Source organism: Rhodococcus sp. C26F, from assembly GCF_053345925.1.
Window position 1 is genome coordinate 62,740 of record NZ_JBKFBA010000002.1, and the last position, 23,427, is coordinate 86,166.

A 23,427-nucleotide genomic window follows, 5' to 3' on the forward strand; every position below is an offset into this window, starting at 1 on the left:
GCGTCAGTCGCGGTATCCGCCGCGACCACCACGATCGTTGCGGTCGCTGCGGTGCGTGAAGTCGCCGGAGCGGCCGCCACGGCTGTCGCCGTACTCGCGCTTGCCGCCACGATCGCGCTTGCCGTGATCGCGACGGTCTCCCCCGCGTCGATCGTCGCCGCGACGGTCGTCGCGTCCGCGATACGAGCTGGGACGTCCGGACGGTGCGCCGGAGTCGGGCTGCAGCTGGATGAGCACGCCCGAGATGCGGGTGGAGCGCAGCGCGTCGAGGGTCTGCGGCGACAGGTCCTTCGGCAGCTCGACGAGGCTGTGATCGGCACGGATGCTGATGTGCCCGAAATCGCCGCGGCGCAGTCCGCCCTCGTTGGCGATGGCACCGACGATCGCACCGGGCTGCACGCGGTGACGCTTGCCCACGGCGATGCGGTAGGTGGTCATCTCCTGGCCGTCGCGACCGACCTTCGGCCCGTCGTCGAAGCGGCGCGGCGNNNACGCTCGCGCGGTTCGCGCTCGCGGCGCGGCGGTGCGACCGGCTCGGGTTCGGCCTCCATGAGGAACGACTCGCCGTCGCGAGACAGCACCGCCAGCGCGGCCGCGATGTCGGCGAGCGGCACGTCGTGCTCACGCTCGTAGTCCTCGATGAAGGTGCGGAACAGCTGCAGGTGATCGGAGGCGAGCGCCTCGGTGATCGAGTCGTTGAACTTCGACACGCGCTGGGCGTTGACGTCCTCGACGGTGGGCAGCTGCATCTCGGCGAGCGGCTGGCGGGTGGCCCGCTCGATCGCCTTGAGCAGGTGCCGCTCGCGCGGTGCGACGAACAGCAGCGCGTCGCCGGTGCGGCCGGCGCGGCCCGTGCGGCCGATGCGGTGCACGTACGACTCGGTGTCGTGAGGGATGTCGTAGTTGACGACGTGGCTGATGCGCTCGACGTCGAGACCACGCGCGGCGACGTCGGTGGCGACGAGGATGTCGAGCGTGCCGTTCTTGAGCTGGTTGATCGTGCGCTCGCGTTGGGCCTGCACGATGTCGCCGTTGATGGCGGCGGCGGAGAAACCGCGGGCCCGCAGGCGCTCGGCCAGGTCCTCGGTGGCCTGCTTCGTGCGCACGAAGATGATCATGGCCTCGAAGGTCTCGACCTCGAGGATTCGGGTCAGCGCGTCGAGCTTGCGCTGATGGGAGACGAGAACCCAGCGCTGGGAGATGTTCGCCGACGTCGTCGTCTTCGACTTGACGGTGATCTCCTGCGGATCCTTCAGGTACTGCTTCGACAGCCGGCGGATCGCGCCCGGCATGGTCGCGGAGAACAGCGCGACCTGCTTGGTGTCGGGGGTGTCGGCGAGGATGCGCTCGACGTCCTCCTGGAAGCCCATGGTGAGCATCTCGTCGGCCTCGTCGAGGACGAGGAACTCGAGTTCGGAGATGTCGAGGGTGCCCTTGGCGAGGTGATCGATCACACGTCCGGGGGTACCGACGATGACCTGGGCCCCGCGGCGGAGGCCGGACAGCTGTACACCGTATGCCTGACCGCCGTAGATGGGCAGGACGGACAGGCCCGGGATATGGACGGAATACTTACCGAAAGCCTCCGCGACCTGCAGCGCGAGCTCTCGGGTGGGCGCCAGCACCAGCGCCTGGGGCCGCTTCACGGAGGTGTCGATACGCGAGAGGATCGGCACCGCGAAGGCGGCGGTCTTGCCGGTGCCGGTCTGAGCGAGACCGACGACGTCCCGTCCCTCCAGCAGCGGTGGGATGGTCGCCGCCTGGATCGGCGACGGGGACTCGTAACCCACATCCGAAAGAGCTTGCAGCACACGTGCATCGATGTCGAGATCGGCAAACGTGAGAGCTGCGGTCTCCTGGTCGGGGGCGTCTTGAATATCACTCATTTGACCAGCAGTTTATCGGATGAACCCACCTCTTCGCGCCCGGACCCGGCCGCGACCTGGGCTCGAGCGCGCGAATAATGACTCACCCCACCCCGTCGCCGGCACCCGGGGCGCGTCACACTGGGCAGGTTCATCGTCCCCGACCGAAGGATTCCACAGTGACGGTTTCCCCCTCCGCGCACGCGTCCGCGACACCCCCGTCCGTCGCCGATTCGGGCATTCCGACGCACTGGTACAACATCGTCGGCGACCTCGAGGTGGCCCCGCCGCCGCACCTGCACCCCGGCACCCGCGAACCGATCACCGCCGACGATCTCGCGCCTCTGTTCGCCTCGGGACTGATCGAGCAGGAACTGTCGACCGAGACCGACATCGAGATCCCGGAGGCCGTGCGCGAGGTCTACGCCGGTTACCGCTCCACTCCCCTTTTCCGCGCCCGCTCGTTCGAGAAGGCACTCGGCACCCCGGCCCGCATCTACGTCAAGTACGAGGGCGTGAGCCCGGTGGGCAGCCACAAGGTGAACTCGGCGGTCGCACAGGCCTACTACAACTCGCTCGACGGCGTCACCCGGCTCACGACGGAAACCGGTGCCGGACAGTGGGGTTCGGCCCTGTCGTTCGCGTGCGCGAAGTTCGGTATCGATCTCGAGGTGTGGCAGGTCCGCGCCTCCTACGACTCGAAGCCCTACCGCCGCTTCCTCATCGAGACCTACGGCGGCACAGTACATCCCAGCCCGTCCGAACTGACGGAGGCCGGTCGCGCCGTCCTTGCCGAGCACCCGGACACACCCGGCTCGCTCGGCATCGCGGTCTCGGAGGCCGTGGAGGTCGCGGTGAAGGACGCCGCCGCCCGCTACACCCTCGGCAGCGTGCTCAACCACGTGGTGCTGCACCAGACCGTCATCGGCCTCGAGGCCGTGGAGCAACTGCGGGCCGCGGGTGAGGACCAGGCCGACGTGGTCTTCGGTTGCGCAGGCGGCGGTTCGAACCTCGCCGGCCTGTCGTTCCCGTTCCTGCGCGAGGTCATCCACGAGCGGGCGACGACNTCGCCGTCGAACCCACGGCGTGCCCGTCGATCACCCGCGGCGAGTACCGCTACGACCACGGTGACATCGCGGGTCTGACGCCGCTGCTGAAGATGCACACCCTCGGCCAGGACTTCATCCCGGATCCGATCCACGCCGGCGGGCTGCGATACCACGGCATGGCGCCGTTGCTCAGCCACACCGTCGAGCTCGGCTACGTGCAGGGACAGTCCGTGGCACAGACCGATGCCTTCTCCGCGGCGGTGCTCTTCGCCCGGAACGAGGGCATCGTGCCGGCGCCGGAGTCGTCGCACGCGATCGCAGCGGCCGCGGAGTACGCGCGCGGCCTCACCGAGCCCGAGGTGATCGTGATCGGCCTGTCCGGCCACGGTCAGCTCGATCTGCCCGCGTACCACTCCTACCTGTCGGGCGAGCTCGACTGAGATCCCATCGGTCCGTCCGGGCGGCGAATGCTCGCCCCGCCCGGGCGGACCGTCCCATACTGGAGGCGTGCGGTACGCCACGCGCGAGGAGGCGGGCCGGCGACTCGCCCGGTCGGCCGGGCACCTGCGCGACGCCGACCCGGTGGTTCTCGCACTTCCCCGTGGCGGCATCCCCGTCGCCCGCGAACTCGCCGCCGCCCTCGACGCACCGCTGGATGTCCTCGTCGTCCGCAAACTGGGCGTGCCGTGGCATCCGGAACTCGCGATGGGCGCGATCGCCGAAGGCCCGACCACCGAGTCCGGGGAGTCGGTAGGCGAGGGCGTCTTCCGCGTCCTCAACGAGGACGTGATCCGGCGCGGACGGATAGCCCCCGAATCCGTCGACAACATCGAGAGGCGCGAACTCGCCGAACTGGCCCGCCGCGCCGATTTCCTGCGCGCCGGTCGCACCCGCGTACCACTGGAGGGCCGCACGGCGGTCATCGTCGACGACGGGGTGGCCACGGGCGCGACCGCGGCGGTGGCCTGTCTCGCCGCCCGCGCATCCGGCGCCTCCCGCGTGATCCTCGCGGTGCCGGTGGCCTCCCCGGAGGCGTTGCGTCGCGTGGGTCGGGCGGCCGACGAGGTGATCTGCCCCTGGACACCGGTGGACACCGACAGCGTCGGCGCTGCCTACAAGGATTTCCACCAGCTCGGCGACGACGAGGCCGTCCGCCTCCTCCGCGATACTGGTACTTCGGGTACCGGGAAAACGGACGAGACTATCCGATAGTGGTAATCCTCGTTACCGGCGGGTAGCATTGTTACGTAGATCACTGCTTATCGGACTGTAAAAAAAGGGCAAATCAGTCCGAGGGGTAATGCATTTCCCAATGACATGTGATGCAATGCACACCGACAGTATCTAACGATGGAGGGGTCACAGTGAGTGAGATTGCCGTGCCACAGTCGTTCTCGATCCCCGAGAACACGTCGATGGCCGACAGCGTCTTCCGCCACGAGAAGGAGTCGCCGGAGTTCGTGCCGTTCGAGCGGCTGGTCGACGGCAGGTGGGTTCCCGTCACCGCGCGCCAGTTCGCCTCCGAGGTACGCGCCGTGGCGAAGGGCCTGATGGCGTCGGGCATCGAGCTCGGCGACCGCGTCGCGGTGCTGGCGGCGACCCGCTACGAGTGGGTGCTCCTCGACTACGCGATCTGGACCGCGGGCGGTGCCACCGTCGCGATCTACGAGACGTCGTCGGCCGACCAGGCCCAGTGGATCCTCGAGGACTCCGGGACCAAGCTGCTCATCGTCGAGAACTCCGGTCACGTCGACACCGTCCGCGAGGTCGCCGAGAACGCCTCGACCGTGCGCGAGGTCCTGCAGATCGAGCCGGCGCCGGGCGACAAGAGCGCGGTCGACGAGCTCATCGCACGTGGCGCGGCGGTCACCGACGAGCAGGTCGAGGAACGGCGCAACTCGGTCTCGGCCGAATCCGCGGCGACCCTCATCTACACCTCCGGCACCACGGGCCGGCCGAAGGGCGTGCAGCTCAAGCACCGTCACTTCGCCTCCGAGTCCGCCGCCTGCGGTCTCGCCCTGCCCGATTCGATGCACGAGGGTCAGCGCACCCTGCTGTTCATCCCGATGGCGCACGTCTTCGCCCGCCTGATCTCCTTCGCTGCCTTCGACAGCAAGGTCACCGTGGGCCACACCTCCGACCTGTCGACGCTGCTCGACCAGTTCGCGGTCTTCAAGCCGAACTTCATCCTGTCGGTGCCCCGCGTGTTCGAGAAGGTCTACAACTCGGCCAAGCAGAAGGCCTACGACGGCGGCAAGGGCAAGATCTTCGAGAAGGCCTCCGACGTCGCGATCGAGTACAGCAAGGCACTCGAGAACGGCGGCCCCGGCCTCGGCCTGAAGATCCAGCACTTCGTCTTCGACAAGCTGGTCTACGGCAAGCTCAAGGCCGCGCTCGGCGGCAACGTCACGCGTGCCGTCTCGGGCGGTGCCGCACTCGGCGCACGTCTCGGCCACTTCTTCCGCGGTGTCGGCGTCACCATCTACGAGGGTTACGGCCTGACGGAGACCACCGGCGGCATCATCATGAACACCCCGGCCGCCCAGAAGATCGGCACCGTCGGCAAGCCGTTCAACGGCTGCGCCGCGAAGATCGCCGAGGACGGCGAGCTCCTCCTCAAGGGCCCCCAGGTGTTCGACGGCTACTGGCAGAACGACAAGGCCACCGACGAAGCCATCCGCGACGGCTGGTTCCACACCGGCGACATCGGTGCGATCGACGAGGACGGCTTCATCTCGATCACCGGCCGCAAGAAGGAACTCATCGTCACCGCGGGCGGCAAGAACGTCGCACCGGCGGTCCTCGAGGATTCGCTGCGCGCCCACCCACTGATCAGCCAGGTCATCGTGGTCGGTGATTCCAAGCCGTTCGTCGGCGCGCTGATCACCCTCGACCCGGAGGCACTGCCGGGCTGGCTCGAGCGCCACAACCTGCCGGCGGGCACGACGGTCGCGGAACTGATCAAGAACCCCGACCTGATCGCCGAGATCGACGAGGCCGTCGCCGAGACCAACAAGAAGGTCTCGAAAGCCGAGTCGATCCGCAAGTACCGCATCCTCGAGACCGACTTCAGCATCGAGAGCGGTGAGCTCACCCCGACGCTCAAGCTCAAGCGGAACATCATCCACGACAAGCACGGCGCCGAGATCGCAGCGATCTACAACTGACGCTCCGGGCCCCTCGCAACCGCCCCACCGCGAGGGGCCCGGTCGTCTTCCGGGGACTGCGGTGTCAGACGGCCAGGCCGCCCACGAACCCGGCGACGTCCGAGGTCACCCTGCGATGGACGGGCTCGTGGAGCAGGTCGTGCCCGGCATCGGGATAGTCGAGCAGCTGCGCCCGCGGCACCGTCGACGCCCAGTCGCGCACCGGATCGATCGGGGCGAGCCGGTCGTCGACGCCGTGGACCAGCAGGACCGGCAGGTCGCTCGCGCGAAGGGCTTCGGCCGTCGCCGGCAGCGCCGCGGTGCGCGGCGTACCGCACAGGACGACGCCCGCGAAACGGGTGCCGCTGGACGCGCCTTCACTCAGTGCCGTCAGGACGGTTGCCGCACCGAGCGAATGTCCCATCGCCACCAGGGGCAGACCCGACTCGGCGGCGATCCCGGCGAGCACGCCGAAGTCCTCGGCGTGGAGCCCGACGTCGCCGGGTGAGCCGGGTTCTCCTTCCGAGAGTCCGTGTCCGGCGAGGTCGAGTCCCCACAGTGCGATGCCGTGAGCCGCGAGACCGGACGCGAAACGGTGGTAGTGCCCGGTGTGCTGCCCGAAGCCGTGGGCGAACACGACAGCGGCACGCGCATCCTCGACCGGCCAGGACCGCCAGTGGACCCGGCCGACCGCTCCGGGGAAGAACGTCAACGGCATGGACTCATTCTCGCCGGAGGCGAGAGATCACCAGCAGCCGCCCTCACCGCGGTAGGTGGGCACCTCGGTGCGTCCGTGCTCGTCGACGAGATACACCCGGTCGAATCTCTCGCACAGTTCGCCGGCCTTCGCGTGGCGGAACCACACCCGTCCCCCGATGGGGATCGACGCGGCCACGCGACCGCGGACCGGGGTCTGCACCTCCCCCGCGCCCTCCGTACCCAGCAGTTTCAGTCCCGCCGGCCGGACCGGACTCGGGACCCGCGAGGCCCCGGCAGGGCCGGATGCGATGTATCCGCCGCCGAACAACGTCGTGATCGACGGCGCCGGTTTCCGCACGGCGGGCAGCGCGAAGAACATCGACGGTTTCGGAGTGAACGCGCGGTAGCCGTCGAACAGGGTGGGAACGTACAGTCCCGATCCCGCCGTGGCCTCGGTGACGACCCGGTCGGCGGTGGTCACCTCGAGCGACCCGGTGCCGCCACCGTTGACCAGTTCGAGTTCGCCCACGACCGCGCGGACCGCGTCCACCACGGCGCGGCGGCGCGAAGCGAGCTCCCGCGCCGACAGGCCCTTGACGAGCCGGACCGGCAGCGACGAGTCGGGCAGGCCCGCGATCTGGGCCTCGTAGAACATCACGCCGACGACGTCGAACCCGGCGGCCTCGGCGCGACGGGCCAGCTCGGCCGCGGTCTCTGGGGTGCGTATCGGCGAACGCCGCACCCCGAGGTGGACCGGACCCACCCGCAGCGACGCATCGATGTCCAGGCAGACTCGTGGCCGGAATCCGTTCTCCCCCACAGCATCGCGAGCTGCCTCGCAGATGATGCGGAGGTGCTCCGCCGAATCGATCATGAGTGTGATCGCCTGTGCCGCTTCGGGCAACGCCGCGAGTCTGCCGAGCGCCGTCCGGTCGACCGTCGGATATCCCATCAGGATGTCGCGGGCGCCGTGCTCGACGAGCCACAGGGCCTCGCGCAGCGAGTACGCCATGATGCCGCGAAAACCGCCGTGGGCGGTCAGTTCCGGGCCCAGGACCTCGGACAGGACGGCGCGGCAGCGCACCGATTTGCTCGCGACCCGCACGGGCACACCGTTCGCGCGGCGGATCAGGTCGTCGGCGTTGCGCCGCAGGGTGGGCAGATCGACGGCGGCGAACGGCGGGTCGAGGTCGGCCGTCGCCGCCTGCACCCGGTCGAGGGCGTCGTCGTGAACGGAAGCAGCACGGAGCACGGGCGATCCCTTCGAAAAAGGTCGGGTCGGGTCAGGAACGTTCTACGGCACGGGTCGCGATGATGTCGGCGACGACTCCCAGTTCGGCCGTGGCCGCCTCGCCGTCGCGATCGACGAGCCACCGGAGCACGACGCCGTCGAGCACGGACAACGACAGTCGTGCGAGCGTCGAAGTGGGCAGCGACCATTCGACGCCGCACCGCTCGGCGCAGGTGTCGAGGAACAACCGGGCCTGCTCGTCCATCAGGCGGTACTGCTCCACGGCGATGTCGCCGCCGGCGGGACTGCCATCGGTGCGCTGCCGGAGCGAGTAGGCGGTGATCTCGTAGGTGAGGGTCTGCAGCCCCGGCGTGGACTCGATCGCCGACCACATGGAGCGAAGGCCGGTGTGGAGCATCGAGCGGAGACAGTCGACGCCGCCGGTCTGCTGCGTGTCCTCGGGCACGTCGAAGGCCGCGTGCATGGCCCTGGCGAGTTCGCCGACGACGGCGTTCGCCATGGCGACGACGAGGGCTTCCTTGCTGTCGAAACAGTAGTGGACAACGCCCAGTGACACTCCGGCCTTCTCGGCGACGGCGCGGACCGTGACGGCTCCGACTCCCCCACCTTCCGCCAGTTCCAGTGCCGCACCCACGAGTTGGGCGCGGCGCTCGTCAGCAGGCAACCGATTCGACATGACCCTGATGGTAGAGGTCGGGAAAGGTTCACGAGCAGGTGTTGACTTGGACGCTCGTCCAGGTCGAAGATGAGGCATGGCCACCTGGCACAACTGGGCTCGCACCGAGAGTGCGACACCCCGCCGTTTCGAGACCCCCGGCAGCACCGACGACCTCGCGCGCGTCGTCGTCCGCGCCTCCGAGCAGGGCGAACATGTCAAGGCCGTGGGCGCCGGGCACTCGTTCACCGGCGCGGCCGTCACCGACGGCACGCTCATCTCGCTCGACCGGATGTCCGGTCTCGTCGCGGTGGAACCGTCGGCCACCGGCGCGCGCGTCACCGTGCGGGCGGGGACGCGACTGCGCGATCTGAGCGACCTGCTGTGGGCACAGGGCCTCGCCGTACCGAATCTCGGCGACATCGACGTGCAGTCCGTCGCCGGCGCGATCTCGACCGGCACCCACGGCACCGGTGCAACCTTCCGCGGACTGGCGGCAGCCGTGTGCGGCGCGACGATCGTGCTCGCCGACGGCCGGATCGTCGACTGCTCCCCCGAGCACGAACCCGACCTGTTCGAGGCCGCCCGGCTCGGCCTCGGCGCCCTCGGCGTGCTCGCCACCGTGACTCTCGACTGTGTCCCCGCATTCCGCCTGCGCGCGGAGGAAGCACCCTCGTCGCTCCGCACGACACTCGATGCCCTCGACGAACTGCGAAGCGGTGGCGACCATTTCGAGTTCTACTGGTTCCCGCACACCGATGGCGTGCTCGTCAAACGCAACACCCGACTCCCCGGTGAGGCACCGGTGCAGCCGGTCGGGCGGGTACGCACCCTCCTCGACGACGAACTGCTCTCCAACGGTGCCTTCGCACTCTTCCAGCAGGTCGGGACGCGGGTTCCCGCCACCATCCCGGCGCTGAACCGGATCGCGTCACGGGCGTTGTCCCCGCGCACCTTCGTCGACCGCAGCTACCGGGTGTTCACCTCCACCCGCCGGGTGCGGTTCCGGGAGATGGAGTACGCGCTCCCCGCCGAGCACCTTCCAGCGGTTCTGCGCGAGATCGATGCGTGGCTGCAGCGCAAGAACGTTCGCGTCGGTTTTCCGGTGGAGGTGCGGTTCTCGCAGGGCGACGACGTGTGGTTGTCCACGGCGCACGGCCGCGACACCGCCTATGTGGCCGTGCACCAGTACCATCGGCGCGACCACGCGGTCTACTTCGACGGTGTCGAGCCGATCCTGCGTGCCGCGCAGGGACGCCCGCACTGGGGCAAGCTCCATTCCATGACCGCGGACGATCTGCGCGAGCTCTACCCTCGGTTCGACGACTTCCTCGCCGTGCGCGACCGCGTGGATCCGCACCGCACCTTCACGAACCCGTATCTGCGCCGCGTCCTGGGCGAATGACGCCCGAGCAGACTCACCCGGACGGACTCAGAGGAAGGCGGCGTCCCACGAATTGCGCCGGAGCACATCCCGTTCGGTATCGGTGAGACCGAGCTGATCCTTCAGCCCTGCGAGGTTGTCGTCGACGTAACCACCGAAATAGGCGGGATCGTCCGAGTGCACGCTCACCGACAGGCCCGCCTCGAGCATGCGGCGCAGCGGATGGTCGGCGAGCGTATCCACCACGCGGAGGCGGACATTCGAGAACGGGCAGACGGTGAGGGGAATGCTCTCGTCGAGCAGGCGCGCGACGAGTTCGGGATCCTCGAGCGAGCGGATGCCGTGGTCGATGCGCTCGGCGCCGAGCAGATCGAGCGCCTGCCAGACATATTCCGGAGGTCCCTCCTCCCCCGCGTGCGCCGTGATGTGCAGCCCTTCGGCCCGCGCCCGCGCGAAGACGTCCTCGAACAGTGACGGCGGGTGGCCGACCTCCGCCGAGTCCAGGCCGAGGGCGATGATCGGCGCACCGAGGCGCAGCAGTTCGCCGAACACCTCATGCGCTTCGGGCACGGGGCGATCGCGCACGATCGACGCGATCATCGCCGCATCGACCCCGAACTCCCGGTGTGCACCGGCGACCGCATCGGAGAGCCCGGCCACGACCTCGGGCAGCGGAACACCACGCGAGGTGTGGGCCTGCGGATCGAAGAAGAACTCCGCGCGGGTGACGCCCGCCCGCGCCGCACGAGCGAAATAGGCGCGGGCGAGGTCGGCGAAGTCCTGCGCGGTGCGCAGGACCTCCATGTTCGCGTAGTACAGGTCGAGGAACGACTGCAGATCGGTGAACTCGTAGCGGCTGCGCAGATCGTCGAGATCGCGATAGGGCAACTCGACGCGGTTCCGCTCGGCGAGGGCGAGGATCAGCTCGGGTTCGAGCGTGCCCTCGATGTGCACGTGCAGTTCTGCGAATCCGTCGGTCACCTGATCCTCGCCATCTCTCGTTCGGTCTTTCAGCGACCCTTCCACACCGGAGCTCAGCGCCCCTTCCACACCGGAGCTCAGCGACCCTTCCACACAGGGGGTCGCTTCTCGGCGAAGGCGGTGGCGCCTTCACGCGCGTCCTCCGAGGTGAACACCGGCGCCATGATCTCCATCTGCTTCACGAACGCCTCCTCGCTCGACCAGTCGGCCGAGCGGACGATGATCTCCTTGGTCGCCGCCACGGCGAGCGGTCCGTTCGCCGTGATGCGCTCGGCCAGTTCGAATGCACCCTCGAGTGCCCCACCGGGTTCGGTGAGGCGATTGACGAAACCGTATCCGTAGCCTTCCTCGGCGGTGAACGCGTCCCCGGTGAGGGCAAGTTCGAGAGCCTTCTGGTAGGGGATGCGCGACGGCAGGCGCAGCAGGCCACCGCCACCGGCGACGAGGCCGCGCTTGACCTCCGGGATGCCGAACTTCGCGTCCTTCGCGGCGACGACGAGGTCGGTGGCCAGGACGAGTTCGGTTCCGCCGGCGAGGGCGAATCCTTCGACGGCGGAGATGAGCGGCTTGCGCGGCGGCGCCTCCGTGAAGCCGAGACCCTTACCGGGCACGACCACGTTCTCGCCGGCGACGAACGCCTTGAGGTCCATGCCCGCGCAGAAGTTGCCGCCGGCGCCGGTGAGCACACCGACCGACAGGGAGTCGTCGCTGTCGAGCTGGTCGACCGCCTCGGCGAGCGCGTGGCTCACGGCGGCGTTGACGGCGTTGCGCGCCTCGGGCCGGTTGATGGTGATGACGAGAACGCGATCGCGTCGTTCGAGCAGGACTACGTCGGACATGGACACACCTCTCCACTACGGAAAATGCCGGTTCATCCGGTTACAGGCTGTATACCCGACGAGAACCTGTTGCAGGGTTCACGACACCCGGACGGCGATCTGATCGACGAAGCCCTCGTCGTCGATGCGCACCTGATCGCCCGTGCGGAACCAGCCGTCGTCCGTGAACGCCTCGTCCGTGGCGCACTGATCGCGCCAGTAGCGGCGGGCCACGCTCGGTCCGCGACAGAGCAGTTCGCCGACACCGTGTTCGGCATCGGGCCCGAGCAGCGCGATCTCGATCCCTCCGAACGGCACTCCGACACTGCGGGGATGGCGGGAGCGGTGTTCCGAGGGCAGCAGCAGACCGATCCCTCCCGTCTCGGCGACTCCCCAGCCCCGCACACACCGCGAGGTGGGGAAGGCTGCGCGGAGGTGCCGCCACGGTGCGCGGATCACGCGGGATCCCGAGACCACGACGGTTCCCCCGAAGGCGAGGGTGGGCAGCAACTGGACGCTGCATCCGACCGCCGTGGACAGCGGCGCCGTCAGCACGGTCCGTACGCCATCGCCGACGAGATCCATCGCGTGGGCGACGGCCTCGATCGTCGACAGCACGTTGGTGTTGGTCAGTTCGACGCCGCGCAGTCCACCACCGGCGACGCGCACGTAGTAGAGCACCGCGAGCTCGTCCGGTGACGCACCTCCGTCGAGGAAGGCGACACCGTCGGGCAGATCGGAGTCCAGGGTGAGTACCGCACCGCTGTGGACCTCGATCTCCGCCGCTTCCTCGGGGCTGCAGCTCGGGTCGGGGAGCACCGGAACACCTCCGGCAAGGACCACGCCCAGGAACCCGATCAGCCAGCGGACCCCGTTCGGCTGACAGACGACCACCCGGTCGGTGGGGCCGACCCCCTGATCGAGGAGACCACCGGCGACGCGGGCGGCGGCGGCCCACAGTTCGCGGTAGGTGAGTGCGCGGCCGCATCGGTCGACCACCGCGACGCGGTTCGCGAAACGCAACGCACTCCGATCGAGCAGCTCGGCGATGCACGGCTCCAGGCAGTCGTACTGGAGGATGCCGCTGTCGCGGCGAGTGACCCGATCGTCCCGGAGCCAACGACTCCCTGCAGGAATTTCCACTACGGCCACCGACATGCCACCTCCCACCCGGCGTGCGTGCCTGCACTATATGGCGTGGATCACAGCCATGTGAGGAAACGGCGGGTCACGGACAACCGGAAAGGTGCCGCAGGGTGGTCGCTGGAACGTCCGTCAGGCGCTCGCTGCCGCCGGACGCTCCTCGGCGGCACGCTGTTCCTTCTGGCTCGCGGGACGGTCGAAGGCGAGCGCGGCCACGAGCCCGATGAGCAGGATGCCGGCGGGAAGCCACAACGATTCGGCCATCGCCGCGGCGAACGGTTCGTGCAGGGGCTCCGGCAGGACGGAGCCGGACGTCTCCATCTCCGGCGCCCCTCCTCCCCCGCCGACACCGTTGGCGCTCAACCGCGCCGCCATGATCGCGCCGAGAGCGGCACTCCCCATCACCGCGCCCACCTGACGCGTCGTGTTGTACACACCGGAACCCGCCCCGGCCCGGCTCGGTGCGAGACCGTTCGTCGCGGTGGCCGAGAGCGGCGACCAGATGCCCGCGTTCGCCACCCCGATCAGGGCGATCGGCAGCAGCAACTGCCAGATCTCCGCGTCGGGGGTCATCACCAGCGCGAGCCAACCCAGCCCGATCGTGAGCAGCGAGAAGCCGGTGCCGGCGATCAGCCGCGGATGGACCCGGTCGACGAGCCTGCCCACGAGCGGCGCGAGCACACCACTGAAGACCGCCATCGGCACCATGAGCATCGCGGCGCCGGTCGGGCTCAGACCGCGCACCGACTGGGCGTAGAACATGATCGGCAGCATGACGCCGGTGATGGCGAAACCCATCGTCGCGATGCCGATGTTCGCCAGCCCGAAGTTGCGGTCCCGGAACAACGACAGCGGTACGAGCGGTTCACCGCGGTTGCGCGACTGCTGGACGACGAACACGACGAGCAACACGATGCCCAGCCCGATCAGCACCCACACGCGGGCGGTCCACTCGAACGAGTTGCCCTCCTGGATCCCGAACACGAGGCAGAACAGGCCGGCGCCGCTGAGCAGCATGCCGAGCACGTCGAACCGGTGCGGGCTCGTGGGCAGCACCGGCACGTACCGCACTGCGAGCGCGAACCCGACGATCCCGACGGGCACGTTCACGAAGAAGATCCATTCCCAGCCCAGTCCGTCGACCAGGACACCGCCGGCCAGCGGCCCGACGAGCGTCGCGACCCCGGCCACGGCGCCCCACAGGCCCATCGCGGTCCCGCGCCGCTCACGCGGGAAGATCCGGGTCACCACGGCCATGGTCTGCGGCGACATGAGCGCCGCGCCGAATCCCTGGAACACGCGGGCGACGATGAGCATCTCGATCGTGGACGAGAAACCGCACCACAACGACGCGATCGTGAACAGCACCAGCCCGCAGAGGTAGACCCGGCGCTGACCGAAGCGGTCGCCGAGGCGGCCCGTCACGAGCAGCGGCACCGCGTAGGCGAGCAGATAGGCGCTCGTGACCCACACGACGGCGGCGATGTCGGCCCCGAAGGTCCGCATGATCGCCGGGTTGGCGACGGCGACGATCGTGCTGTCCACCAGGATCATGAAGAAGCCCAGGCACAGAGCGCCCAACGCCGCCCAGCGGGCACCATCGGACATCTCCACCGCCACATCGGACCCGCGTTCGCGCGTGTCCACCCCGCTGTCGCCGCTCACCGGACCTCTCCCCTCGTCGGCGGTCTACGGTAGCGGGGTGGACCCGCACATCTCGAGCATCGCCGCCCTCGCGTGGTGTCGTGCACTGGGCCTACCCGACGGCGCCCTCGTCGAACCCGGGTGCGTGACGCGTGTCGACGACTCGTTCCGCGACGTCCGGCTGCTCACCGTGGGGCGCACCACCGCGATCGTCGGACCCGGCACCGCCGTCTTCCGCCTCGCGGCCGAACCCGACCCGGCCGAGATCGACGCCCCGAACGCCGAGCTCGTCGTCGCAGGCCACGCGGGTCGCACGGAGATCCTCGCCCTGTGCACCGACTGGATCGACGGGACACGCGTCGAGAACCCGCTCATCTCCGACGACCCCGAGGACCTCGCCGAGCTGCTGCGGTGCTGCCCGCCCGACGACGTCACCGAGGCCGAATTGTCGCCCACGGGACCGTCGCGGGTGTTCGTGTTGCTCGACGACGATCACCGGCCCCTCGCCGGCGCGGCCTACAGCGAACTCGGGTCGTTGCTGGCCGATGTGCGGGTGGTGACGACACCGCCGGCGCGCCGTCTCGGGCTCGCTTCGACGGTCGCGACGCTGGCGACCCACGACGCGCTCGATGCCGGACTCGTCCCGCTGGCCCGCATGCGCCGCGACAACCGCGGTGCCCGGACGGTCGCGGCGGTGTCGGGATACGACATCTGGGGAACCCTCGTGACGGTTCGGGTTCCACCCGGGAAGTGACGAGTGTGCGCGGAAGGATGCGTAGGTGACCGAGAACAAGTACGTCGAGCCGGGTGCGGAGTTCACCCGCGACACCAACTACATCCAAACCCGCATCACCGCGGACGGGCGCGACGGCTATCCCGTCGAGTCGGGGCGGTACCGGCTCGTCGCTGCCCGGGCGTGCCCGTGGGCCAACCGCACCCTCATCGTGCGGCGGCTGCTCGGTCTCGAGGACGCTCTGTCGCTGGGACTGTGCGGCCCGACGCACGACGAGCGCAGCTGGACGTTCGATCTCGACCCGGGCGGGGTCGACCCCGTCCTCGGCATCCCGCGACTGCAGGACGCGTACTTCGCGCGCTTCCCCGGATACGACCGCGGCATCACCGTCCCGGCCGTCGTTGACGTGCCCACCGGGCAGGTCGTGACGAACGACTACCCGCAGATCACCCTCGACTTCTCCACCGAGTGGACGCAGTTCCACCGCGAGGGCGCCCCGGATCTGTATCCGGAGGAGCTGCGGGACGAGATCGACGAGGTGGCCGAGCTCGTCTACCAGGACGTCAACAACGGCGTGTACCGGTGCGGATTCGCCGGTTCGCAGGAGTCCTACGACAAGGCCTTCGACCGGCTCTTCGCCCGCCTCGACTGGCTCGAGGAACGCCTCGGGGCGCAGCGCTATCTCGTGGGCGAGACCATCACCGAGGCCGACGTGCGCCTGTTCACCACGCTCGTCCGGTTCGATCCCGTCTACCACGGGCACTTCAAGTGCAACCGGAACCGGCTGGCGGACTTCCCGGCGCTGTGGGCCTATGCGCGCGATCTGTTCCAGACACCCGGCTTCGGCGACACCATCGACTTCGTGCAGATCAAGCAGCACTACTACCTCGTGCACACCGACGTCAATCCCACGGGCATCGTGCCGAAGGGACCGGATCTGTCGAACTGGCTCGATCCGCACGGCCGTGAGGCGCTCGACGGGCGGCCGTTCGGGGACGGCACGCCGCCGCCCCCGCCGCGTCCGAGCGAGGTGGTCCCCGAAGGGCACGGCACGGTCGCCCGCTGATCCCCTGCGACGCTGAGCCCCGGCGACGGTTCCTACGGCCGACGGGGTCGGTAGGTGCCGATCGCCCAGTACACACCGTGTGGGTCGCGGCAGGTGAACCCGTGCGATCCGTAGTCCTCGTCGCGGAGTTCGACGGTCACGGTCGCGCGGACCGCCGGGTCCTCCGCCTGCGCCGACGCGAGCACCCTCTCGTACAGGGCATCGACGGTGACGTCGTCGGGAAGCACGAGATAGGCGGTGCCCCTGTCGGCGTGCTGGTCGAGCGGCGACCCGCGACCGGTCGAGCCGAGCATGACCCCTCCGCCGTGCGGCCAGAGCAGGGCTGCGTGGTCGACGCGGTCCCCCTCCCCGTAGACCTCCGCTTCGGCGAACCCGAGGGTGTCCACGAGGAAACGGATCGCGCCCCGGGCGTCGGTGTAGGCGAAGCACGGCCACACCGTGTCGACGGTGGGTGTGACGGTGGTCGACTGCTGCGTGGAATTCGTTGTGTTCGTCATGTCTCCGAGTGTCGGCCCGGAACCCCTCGGTCGTCTTGGACGAATGGGAACACCTCGTCCTCGAGCCACCGCGACGGCGGGACGCCCGCCAGATCGCGCCAGTCGCGGGCGAGATGCGCCTGGTCGTAGAAGCCGCACTCGGCGGCGACATCGGCGAGGCGGCGGCCGGGGTCGGCCCGCAGCATCCGTCGCGACCGGTCGAAGCGCGCCACCCGGGCCACGTCCTTCGGGGACAGTCCGAACTCGGCGGCGCACCGGTTCGCGAGGTGTCGCCTGCTCCATCCGAGTTCGTCTGCGACAGCGCGGACCGGGCGAGCCGGGTCCGTCACGAGCAGGTGCCAGGCGTGGACGAGGTGCCCGTCCGGGCTCGTCGACCGTGCGGCGACCAGGCGGCGGGTGAGAATCCGGTCGAGGACGGCGAACCGCTCGCCCCACGATTCGGCCGCGGAGATCCGGTCGAACAACTCCCGGCCGTCGGCGCCGATGACGTCCTCGAGATCGACGGCCCACGGCCCGAGCGCGGCGGCGGGCACACCCAGCAGGGCGCGCGCACCCGCGGGGGTGAGCGCGAGTTGGATCCCGTGCTGCCGTCCGTGGTGGACGATGGGCACCGGTTGCGTCGACAACCCTCCGGCGAGCGCGTCGAAACGTTCCGGGCACCGTCCGTCGCCCCGCGAGAGTTCGACGGGTTCGGAGATCGTGAGGATTACGGTGACCTCCGGAGAGGGCATACCCAGATGGGTCCCCGGCGGGAAACCGTCGAGCCGATACCCCTCGTACGACCGTACGTAGGGTGTCAGCAGGGGTGTCGGACGCCGCCTGGCGCCGTCCGACACACCGACTGCGGACCCGGTCATGGCACCAGCGTAGTGAGAGCAGTCCGGAAGACAAGAGCACCGGAGAACAGGGGCACGATGAGCAACAAGGCAGGCGTCGCAGAGGCCTTTATCGTCAAGATGCTGGACAACGGCGCGAGGCTGCAGGGCCCTGCGGTGGCCAAGTACGTCGATCTCATGCGGCGCTCGCACCCCGACGAGTCCCCGGCGCAGATCATCGAGCGGCTCGAGAAGCAGTTCCTGCTGACCGTCACCGGCAGCGGGTCCGCGGCGGGCGCGACCGCAGCCTTCCCCGGCATCGGGACACTCGCGGCCATCGGCGCGGTCGGCGCCGAGACGGCCTTCTTCTTCGAGGCGTCCGCGCTGCTCACCCTGGCCATCGCATCGGTGCACGGGATCGAACCCCACAACCACGAGCAGCGCCGCGCGCTGGTGCTCGCCGTCTCCCTCGGTGACGCCGGCCGGGAGATCGTCGCGACCGCGACCGGCGCGTCGCTGCGCAACTGGCCCAAGGCGCTGACCACCGGCGCGGGCGGCACCCAGCTGAAGACGCTGAACAATTCCCTGGTCAAGAAATTCATCCGCCGGTACTTCGCCAAGCGCAGTCCGCTGCTGATCGGCAAGCTCGTCCCCGCTGGTATCGGCGCCGCGATCGGTGGCGTCGGCAACCGTGCGCTGGGCAAGCGCACGATCCAGAACGCCCGCGACGCCTTCGGTCCACCGCCGGCCGCATGGCCCGCCGCACGTCCCCTCCTCCCCGCGAGCGGAGAAGCACCGGCGCTCGACGCCGGTGTTCCGGTCCCGAAGGACTGACCGTGCCGGCCGACGGGAAGGTGTTCGTACGGGAGTCCGGTGCGGGCCCGCGCACCGTCGTCCTGCTGCACGGCTTCTCCGATCACGGCGGTACGTGGTGCAAGGTCGCGCCGGCGATCGCCGAACGGCACCGGGTGCTCACGGTCGACCTGCCCGGTTTCGGGCGCAGCGCGCAGCACTGGGAGACCCCCGTGCTCGACCACTACGTCGACGTCCTGGCCGACCTCGTCGACGACGTTCCCGAGCCCGTGTCGCTGGTCGGGAACTCGCTCGGTGCCGTCACCGCACTGGTGTTCGCGTCGGTCCACCCGTCCCGGGTCGACCGCGTGGTGCTCGCCGACATGCCGGGTCTCGCCGGGATCCCCCGGTGGTGGACGCAGGGTGCACGCATGCCGGTCGAACTGTCGCGTCTACTGTTGCGTCCGCTGCCCGCGCCGGTGATGCAGCAGGCCATGGGTGCCCTGTACGCGCGGGCCGCCGTGCACCGGCGCGGCACCTTCGACCGGGCGGCGCGCACGGCGTTCGCGGCGAACTACGCGACCCGCGAGCAGGTCGACACGCTGCTGACCGTGGGCCGGCACGCGATCGGTGAGCTCGGCCGACTGCCGATCCCGGAGATGGTGCACGCCCTCGACATGCCGGCCCTGCTGGTGTGGGGTGCACGAGACCGGTTGACGCCCGCTCACGCCGCGCGACGGGTGCAGGCCGGCGGCCGGAGACGGGTGGTGATCATCCCCGATGCCGGGCACTGTCCTCAGCTCGACGCGCCCCGCGAATTCCTCGACGCCGTCCTGCCCTTCCTCGACTGACCCGTAAGCTCACGGCGACCGCGGCACGAGCCGCACCCACATCTCGACGACGCGGGGGTCCGAATCCGTGACAGCACCGTCAGCGCAACCGCCGTACGGCACACCCGATCCCCGGGTGCCCTCGGGGGCACCGGGCGCGGGGATCGCCGTCCACGGCCTGAGCAGGACGTTCGGTGACCACACGGCCGTATCGAATCTGTGGTTCACGGTGCCGCCGGGCTCGATCACCGGTTTCCTGGGCCCCAACGGATCGGGCAAGACCACCACGCTCGGCATGATGCTCGGCCTCGTCCGGCCGAGCGCCGGGCACGCCTTCGTCGACAGCGTGCCGTTCACCTCCCTGCAGCAGCCCGCGCAGGTCGTCGGAGCGGTGCTCGACGCGCGCAGCGCCCACCCGAAGCACCGGGCGTTGACGCACCTGCAGGTCTACTGCGCCGCGATCGGCGTGCCCGACGAGCGGGCGAGGCAGATGCTCGATCTCGTCGGCCTGGGGTCGGTCGCGCGGCGTCGTATCGGCGAGTTCTCCCTCGGCATGCGGCAGCGACTCGCCCTGGCGACGGCCCTGCTCGGACAACCGCGTTATCTCGTGCTCGACGAACCGGCGAACGGACTCGACCCCGAGGGCATGGCCTGGCTGCGCGACTTTCTCCGGGCATTCGCCGCCAACGGCGGGACCGTGCTGATCTCGAGCCACATCCTGCGGGAGATCGAGCAGATGGCCGACCGCCTCGTGATCATCGCGAACGGTCACCTGGTCGCGGAGACCTCGATGACCGACCTGCGCGACGCCTACCGCTCGCGGGTGTTCGTCGCGGCCTCCGACCCGGCCCGCCTCGCGACCGCACTCGCCGCGGCCGGGCACACCGACGCGCAGGTGCAGCAGGACGGACGACTTGCGGTCGTCGGCGTGACTCCCGACCGCATCGCCGAGATCGCCGCGACCGCGGAGGTGACGCTGTTCGGGACGAGTGTCGAGCACGTCGATCTCGAGCAGGTCTACCTCTCGATGACGGTCGGTCGCTACGCGGCCGCGCCGGTCGCGCAGTATCCGGGGCACGGAACCCACCATCCGCCGGGCGGGCAGTATCCGCAGGGCCCGCAGTACCCGAGTGCCCAGCAGCACCCGCAGGCCCAGCCGTATCCGAACGGCCAGCAGTATCAGCAGTACCCGAACGCACAGCAGTACCCGACCGCACAGCAGTACCCGCAGTCGCAGTGGGGACAGCCGAACCGACCGCCGACCGGGCAAGGAGGTCCCACCGCATGACTGCGCTTCTCACCGCCGAGTTCCGCAAGGTCCTGAGCCTGCGCTACTGGTGGACCCTCGGCATCGCACCGCTGCTGGTGGGTCTGTTCTGCGGGGCGCTGACGCTGCCGGTCGCGCGGCAACTCGAACTCGGGTTCGGTGACGGTTTCGCGGAGGCCGTCGCTGTCGCGGTCGGCATCTCCCTGTCGCTGTCGCTGGTGTTCCTGTTCGCCGCGATCTTCGGTGCAGTGGCGACGGGCAGCGAGTTCCCGCACCGCACGATCGTAACGACCTTCCTCACCGCGCGGGGACGCGACCGGGTCGTCGGCGTGAAGTTCGCGACCGTCGCCGTGATCGGGCTGCTGTACTGCATCGTCACGGAAGTCGCGGCGGCCGCGACGCTCGTGTTGTTCGGTGGGGGCTTCGACGGTGCCGACCTCGGATCGGTCGCCAAGGTGATGGGCATCGGTCTGTTCTGCGCGCTGATGTGGTCGCTCATCGGAGCGGGGCTGGGTCTGCTCACACGGTCGACGACGGGCAGTGTGCTCGCGATCTGCGCGTGGGTGCCGTTCGGGGAGCTGATGGTCTCGGTCGTCCTGCACGGACTCGGTCTCGGCGCGATCGCGTCGTACCTGCCGGCGCAGGTCACCTGGTACGTGCTGTTCTCCGCGGTGTCGATGCCCGAGGACGTGACACTCGAGATGACGTGGCCGGCGGCCCCGCTGCTCCTGCTCCTCTGGACCGTGGTGCTGGGCGGCCTCGGCTGGTGGCGCGCCCGCACCGCCGACGTCGTCTGACACGTTCGATCACCTGCGTCTCCGGCCCTCCCCGGGTGGCTCCGACGTGCCCTGTCGTCACTCGGCGCTAATGTCGGTTCGATGGCACACGACCCGATTCCGCGCTCGCCGGGATGGATTTCCCGGCTCGTCGCCGAATGCCTGAAACACCGCAGAACAGCCGTCGGGGCGCTGGCCGTCACCGTCGTCGCCGCCCTGATCGACATCACCTTCCCACTGCTGACGAAGGTCGCGGTCGACAGCGCGACCGGGCAGGGCGACGTGCCCGCCGACGACCTGCGCCTGATCGGGCTGGCCGCGGCTGCGATCGCGGCCGGTGCGGTGATCCGGTTCGGCTGCCAGTACGGGCGTCGCATGCTCGCCGGACGCCTGTCGCTCGACGTGCAGCACGACCTGCGGTTGCGTCTGCTCGGCTCGCTCCAACGTCTCGACGGCCACGGTCAGGACCGCATCCGCACGGGTCAGGTGGTCTCGCGGTCCATCACCGACCTGCAACTCGTGCAGGGCCTGCTCGCGATGGTGCCGATGTCGGCGGGTGCGCTGCTGCAATTCGTGCTCGCGCTGGTGATCATGACGACCCTCTCGCCGCTGCTCACGCTGGTCGCGGTGGTCATCGTCCCGATCATCGCGGGTCTCGTCCGGGTCGTGCGCCCGAAGCTGTTCGCCGCGACCTGGTCGGCGCAGCAGCGCGCGGCCGACCTCGCCCAGCACGTCGAGGAGACGGTCACGGGCGTGCGGGTCGTGAAGGGCTTCGGGCAGGAATCGCACGCGGTCGACCAGCTCGAGGAGCACGGTCGCAGGTTGTATGCCGAGCGTCTGCGCGCCGCCCGGATCAATGCGTGGTTCTCGGCGCCGATGGGTGCGATCCCGCAGTTCGGGCTCGTCGCCACCATCGCGCTCGGCGGCTGGCTCGCCCTCGAGGGCGGGATCACCGTGGGCACCTTCGTGGCGTTCACCGCCTATGTGGCGACGATGACGGGGACGACACGCACCCTCTCGCAGGTCGTGATCATGGCGCAGCTGTCCCGCGCCGCCGCCGAGCGGGTGTACGAGGTGATCGACACCGAACCCGACGTCGCCGATCCCCCGCATCCCGTCGAGCTGCCCGACGGTCCGCTCGGGGTGCACCTGGAGGACGTGATGTTCGGCTTCGACGACGACCGGGACGTACTGCGCGGCCTCGACCTGGAGATCGCGCCCGGCGAGACCGTCGCGATCGTCGGCCCGGCCGGGTCGGGCAAGACCGTGCTGTCGCTGCTGCTCCCCCGCTTCTACGCGCCACACCGCGGGTCGGTGTGCCTGACCGCGGACGGCCGCGACATCGACGTCGCCACCCTCCGCGCCGACGATCTGCGCGGGGCGGTCGGCCTCGTCTTCGACGAGCCGTTCCTGTTCTCCGACACGGTCGCGTCCAACATCGCGCTCGGCCGGCCCGACGCGTCGGACGACGAGATCCGCACCGCGGCCGCGGCGGCACGCGCCGACGACTTCGTCGAGGCCCTCCCCGAGGGTTACGACACGGTCGTCGGTGAACGCGGCCTGACACTGTCCGGCGGGCAGCGGCAGCGGGTCGCGCTGGCGCGGGCACTGCTCGTCGATCCGCGGGTGCTGATCCTCGACGACGCGACCTCTGCGGTCGACGCCGAGACCGAGGCCGCGATCTACGGCGCGTTGCGAGCGGGTCGGCGCCGCACGACCCTCGTGCTCGCCCATCGGCGGTCGACGCTCGCACTCGCCGACCGGGTCGCCGTGCTCGACGAGGGACGCATCGTCGACATCGGGACGGTCGACGAACTCGAGGAGCGCAGTCCCGTCTTCCGGCGTCTGCTCTCGACCGACGACGACGCCGCACCGGCACCGGAACGCCCGGTTCCCGCCGGTGAGTTGTGGCCCGAGGAACCGGACGACGACGAGCCGTCCGCGACCGTCCGGAATCCTCCGGCCGTCGGTGGCGGTCGCGGCGGACCGGCGGGCGGTGGTGGCCGCGGCGGGCC

At 69.7% G+C, this 23,427-nt stretch carries 18 protein-coding genes and 3 pseudogenes; 11 read left to right on the forward strand and 10 right to left on the reverse strand.

Annotation, left to right across the window (positions count from 1 at the left end; all coding sequences use genetic code 11):
• Positions 1 to 3 precede the first annotated feature (3 nt).
• A pseudogene (locus ACLBYD_RS03380) lies at positions 4 to 1,886 on the reverse strand (DEAD/DEAH box helicase).
• A 158-nt stretch (positions 1,887 to 2,044) separates the two neighbouring features.
• Between ACLBYD_RS03380 and ACLBYD_RS03385 the strand changes: the two are divergent.
• The 3 genes and pseudogenes from ACLBYD_RS03385 (at position 2,045) to ACLBYD_RS03395 (ending at position 6,081) form a co-directional block, all read left to right on the forward strand.
• A pseudogene (locus ACLBYD_RS03385) lies at positions 2,045 to 3,354 on the forward strand (TrpB-like pyridoxal phosphate-dependent enzyme).
• 67 nt (positions 3,355 to 3,421) lie between these two features.
• On the forward strand, positions 3,422 to 4,126 hold the full coding sequence (locus ACLBYD_RS03390; protein ID WP_447815405.1) for a phosphoribosyltransferase: 705 nt from the start codon (positions 3,422 to 3,424) through the stop codon (positions 4,124 to 4,126).
• Positions 4,127 to 4,278: 152 nt separating this feature from the next.
• Positions 4,279 to 6,081, forward strand: a complete 1,803-nt coding sequence (locus tag ACLBYD_RS03395) for an AMP-dependent synthetase/ligase (protein WP_447815406.1) — start codon at positions 4,279 to 4,281, stop codon at positions 6,079 to 6,081.
• Between the two features lie 64 nt (positions 6,082 to 6,145).
• On the opposite strand, the gene ACLBYD_RS03400 is transcribed toward ACLBYD_RS03395, so the two are convergent.
• The 3 genes from ACLBYD_RS03400 to ACLBYD_RS03410 are packed head-to-tail and all read right to left on the reverse strand — an operon-like array spanning position 6,146 to position 8,687.
• Positions 6,146 to 6,778 carry an alpha/beta hydrolase gene (locus tag ACLBYD_RS03400; RefSeq protein WP_447815407.1) on the reverse strand — a complete coding sequence of 211 codons (633 nt, stop codon included), beginning with the start codon at positions 6,776 to 6,778 and terminating at the stop codon, positions 6,146 to 6,148.
• A 27-nt stretch (positions 6,779 to 6,805) separates the two neighbouring features.
• Positions 6,806 to 8,011 carry an alanine racemase gene (locus ACLBYD_RS03405; RefSeq protein ID WP_447815408.1) on the reverse strand — a complete coding sequence of 402 codons (1,206 nt, stop codon included), beginning with the start codon at positions 8,009 to 8,011 and terminating at the stop codon, positions 6,806 to 6,808.
• A gap of 31 nt (positions 8,012 to 8,042) precedes the next feature.
• Positions 8,043 to 8,687, reverse strand: a complete 645-nt coding sequence (locus ACLBYD_RS03410; protein ID WP_447815409.1) for a TetR/AcrR family transcriptional regulator — start codon at positions 8,685 to 8,687, stop codon at positions 8,043 to 8,045.
• A 76-nt stretch (positions 8,688 to 8,763) separates the two neighbouring features.
• On the opposite strand from ACLBYD_RS03410, the gene ACLBYD_RS03415 reads away from it, so the two are divergent.
• Positions 8,764 to 10,071: a D-arabinono-1,4-lactone oxidase gene (locus ACLBYD_RS03415; protein WP_447815410.1), complete on the forward strand. Its 1,308-nt coding sequence runs from the start codon at positions 8,764 to 8,766 to the stop codon at positions 10,069 to 10,071.
• A 27-nt stretch (positions 10,072 to 10,098) separates the two neighbouring features.
• Here ACLBYD_RS03415 and ACLBYD_RS03420 read toward each other — a convergent pair whose 3' ends face one another.
• The 4 genes from ACLBYD_RS03420 to ACLBYD_RS03435 form a co-directional block, all read right to left on the reverse strand.
• Entirely contained in the window at positions 10,099 to 11,031 is a 933-nt protein-coding gene (locus ACLBYD_RS03420) for an adenosine deaminase (RefSeq protein WP_447815411.1), read from the reverse strand.
• A gap of 77 nt (positions 11,032 to 11,108) precedes the next feature.
• Positions 11,109 to 11,870 carry a crotonase/enoyl-CoA hydratase family protein gene (locus ACLBYD_RS03425; protein ID WP_447815412.1) on the reverse strand — a complete coding sequence of 254 codons (762 nt, stop codon included), beginning with the start codon at positions 11,868 to 11,870 and terminating at the stop codon, positions 11,109 to 11,111.
• 78 nt (positions 11,871 to 11,948) lie between these two features.
• Positions 11,949 to 12,992: a class I adenylate-forming enzyme family protein gene (locus tag ACLBYD_RS03430; protein ID WP_447815660.1), complete on the reverse strand. Its 1,044-nt coding sequence runs from the start codon at positions 12,990 to 12,992 to the stop codon at positions 11,949 to 11,951.
• Between the two features lie 132 nt (positions 12,993 to 13,124).
• Positions 13,125 to 14,600 (reverse strand): MFS transporter, encoded by a 1,476-nt coding sequence (locus ACLBYD_RS03435; protein ID WP_447815661.1) that lies wholly within the window; start codon positions 14,598 to 14,600, stop codon positions 13,125 to 13,127.
• Between the two features lie 94 nt (positions 14,601 to 14,694).
• Here ACLBYD_RS03435 and ACLBYD_RS03440 point away from each other — a divergent pair, with 94 nt between their 5' ends.
• A complete protein-coding gene (locus ACLBYD_RS03440; protein WP_447815662.1) occupies positions 14,695 to 15,390 on the forward strand; it encodes a GNAT family N-acetyltransferase in 696 nt (231 codons plus the stop codon).
• A 25-nt stretch (positions 15,391 to 15,415) separates the two neighbouring features.
• On the forward strand, positions 15,416 to 16,435 hold the full coding sequence (locus tag ACLBYD_RS03445) for a glutathione S-transferase family protein (protein WP_447815413.1): 1,020 nt from the start codon (positions 15,416 to 15,418) through the stop codon (positions 16,433 to 16,435).
• 32 nt (positions 16,436 to 16,467) lie between these two features.
• Here ACLBYD_RS03445 and ACLBYD_RS03450 read toward each other — a convergent pair whose 3' ends face one another.
• Both ACLBYD_RS03450 and ACLBYD_RS03455 read right to left on the reverse strand, forming a co-directional pair.
• The gene (locus tag ACLBYD_RS03450) at positions 16,468 to 16,932 is read right to left on the reverse strand and encodes a VOC family protein (protein WP_447815414.1); all 465 of its coding nucleotides are present in this window, start codon (positions 16,930 to 16,932) and stop codon (positions 16,468 to 16,470) included.
• Entirely contained in the window at positions 16,929 to 17,789 is an 861-nt protein-coding gene (locus tag ACLBYD_RS03455) for a helix-turn-helix domain-containing protein (protein WP_447815415.1), read from the reverse strand. Before ACLBYD_RS03455 ends, ACLBYD_RS03450 begins: the two co-directional genes overlap by 4 nt.
• Positions 17,790 to 17,846: 57 nt before the next feature.
• Between ACLBYD_RS03455 and ACLBYD_RS03460 the strand changes: the two genes are divergently transcribed.
• The 5 genes and pseudogenes from ACLBYD_RS03460 to ACLBYD_RS03480 all read left to right on the forward strand — a co-directional run.
• On the forward strand, positions 17,847 to 18,581 hold the full coding sequence (locus ACLBYD_RS03460) for a hypothetical protein (RefSeq protein WP_447815416.1): 735 nt from the start codon (positions 17,847 to 17,849) through the stop codon (positions 18,579 to 18,581).
• A 2-nt stretch (positions 18,582 to 18,583) separates the two neighbouring features.
• Positions 18,584 to 19,390 carry an alpha/beta fold hydrolase gene (locus ACLBYD_RS03465; RefSeq protein WP_447815417.1) on the forward strand — a complete coding sequence of 269 codons (807 nt, stop codon included), beginning with the start codon at positions 18,584 to 18,586 and terminating at the stop codon, positions 19,388 to 19,390.
• Positions 19,391 to 19,457: 67 nt separating this feature from the next.
• Positions 19,458 to 20,657, forward strand: a complete 1,200-nt coding sequence (locus tag ACLBYD_RS03470; protein WP_447815418.1) for an ATP-binding cassette domain-containing protein — start codon at positions 19,458 to 19,460, stop codon at positions 20,655 to 20,657.
• Positions 20,654 to 21,433 (forward strand): ABC transporter permease, encoded by a 780-nt coding sequence (locus ACLBYD_RS03475; protein WP_447815419.1) that lies wholly within the window; start codon positions 20,654 to 20,656, stop codon positions 21,431 to 21,433. The genes ACLBYD_RS03470 and ACLBYD_RS03475 overlap by 4 nt, the downstream gene beginning before the upstream one ends.
• 81 nt (positions 21,434 to 21,514) lie before the next feature.
• A pseudogene (locus tag ACLBYD_RS03480) lies at positions 21,515 to 23,427 on the forward strand (ABC transporter ATP-binding protein); the annotation flags it as partial.

Excerpts from the sequence above, each read along its gene's own strand:
- ACLBYD_RS03415 (WP_447815410.1), top strand. The coding sequence starts at position 8,764 with ATGGCCACCTGGCACAACTGGGCTCGCACCGAGAGTGCGACACCCCGC.
- ACLBYD_RS03435 (WP_447815661.1), bottom strand. The coding sequence starts at position 14,600 with ATGTCCGATGGTGCCCGCTGGGCGGCGTTGGGCGCTCTGTGCCTGGGC.
- ACLBYD_RS03410 (WP_447815409.1), bottom strand. The coding sequence starts at position 8,687 with ATGTCGAATCGGTTGCCTGCTGACGAGCGCCGCGCCCAACTCGTGGGT.
- ACLBYD_RS03400 (WP_447815407.1), bottom strand. The coding sequence starts at position 6,778 with ATGCCGTTGACGTTCTTCCCCGGAGCGGTCGGCCGGGTCCACTGGCGG.
- ACLBYD_RS03425 (WP_447815412.1), bottom strand. The coding sequence starts at position 11,870 with ATGTCCGACGTAGTCCTGCTCGAACGACGCGATCGCGTTCTCGTCATC.
- ACLBYD_RS03450 (WP_447815414.1), bottom strand. The coding sequence starts at position 16,932 with ATGACGAACACAACGAATTCCACGCAGCAGTCGACCACCGTCACACCC.
- ACLBYD_RS03460 (WP_447815416.1), top strand. The coding sequence starts at position 17,847 with ATGAGCAACAAGGCAGGCGTCGCAGAGGCCTTTATCGTCAAGATGCTG.
- ACLBYD_RS03455 (WP_447815415.1), bottom strand. The coding sequence starts at position 17,789 with ATGACCGGGTCCGCAGTCGGTGTGTCGGACGGCGCCAGGCGGCGTCCG.
- ACLBYD_RS03475 (WP_447815419.1), top strand. The coding sequence starts at position 20,654 with ATGACTGCGCTTCTCACCGCCGAGTTCCGCAAGGTCCTGAGCCTGCGC.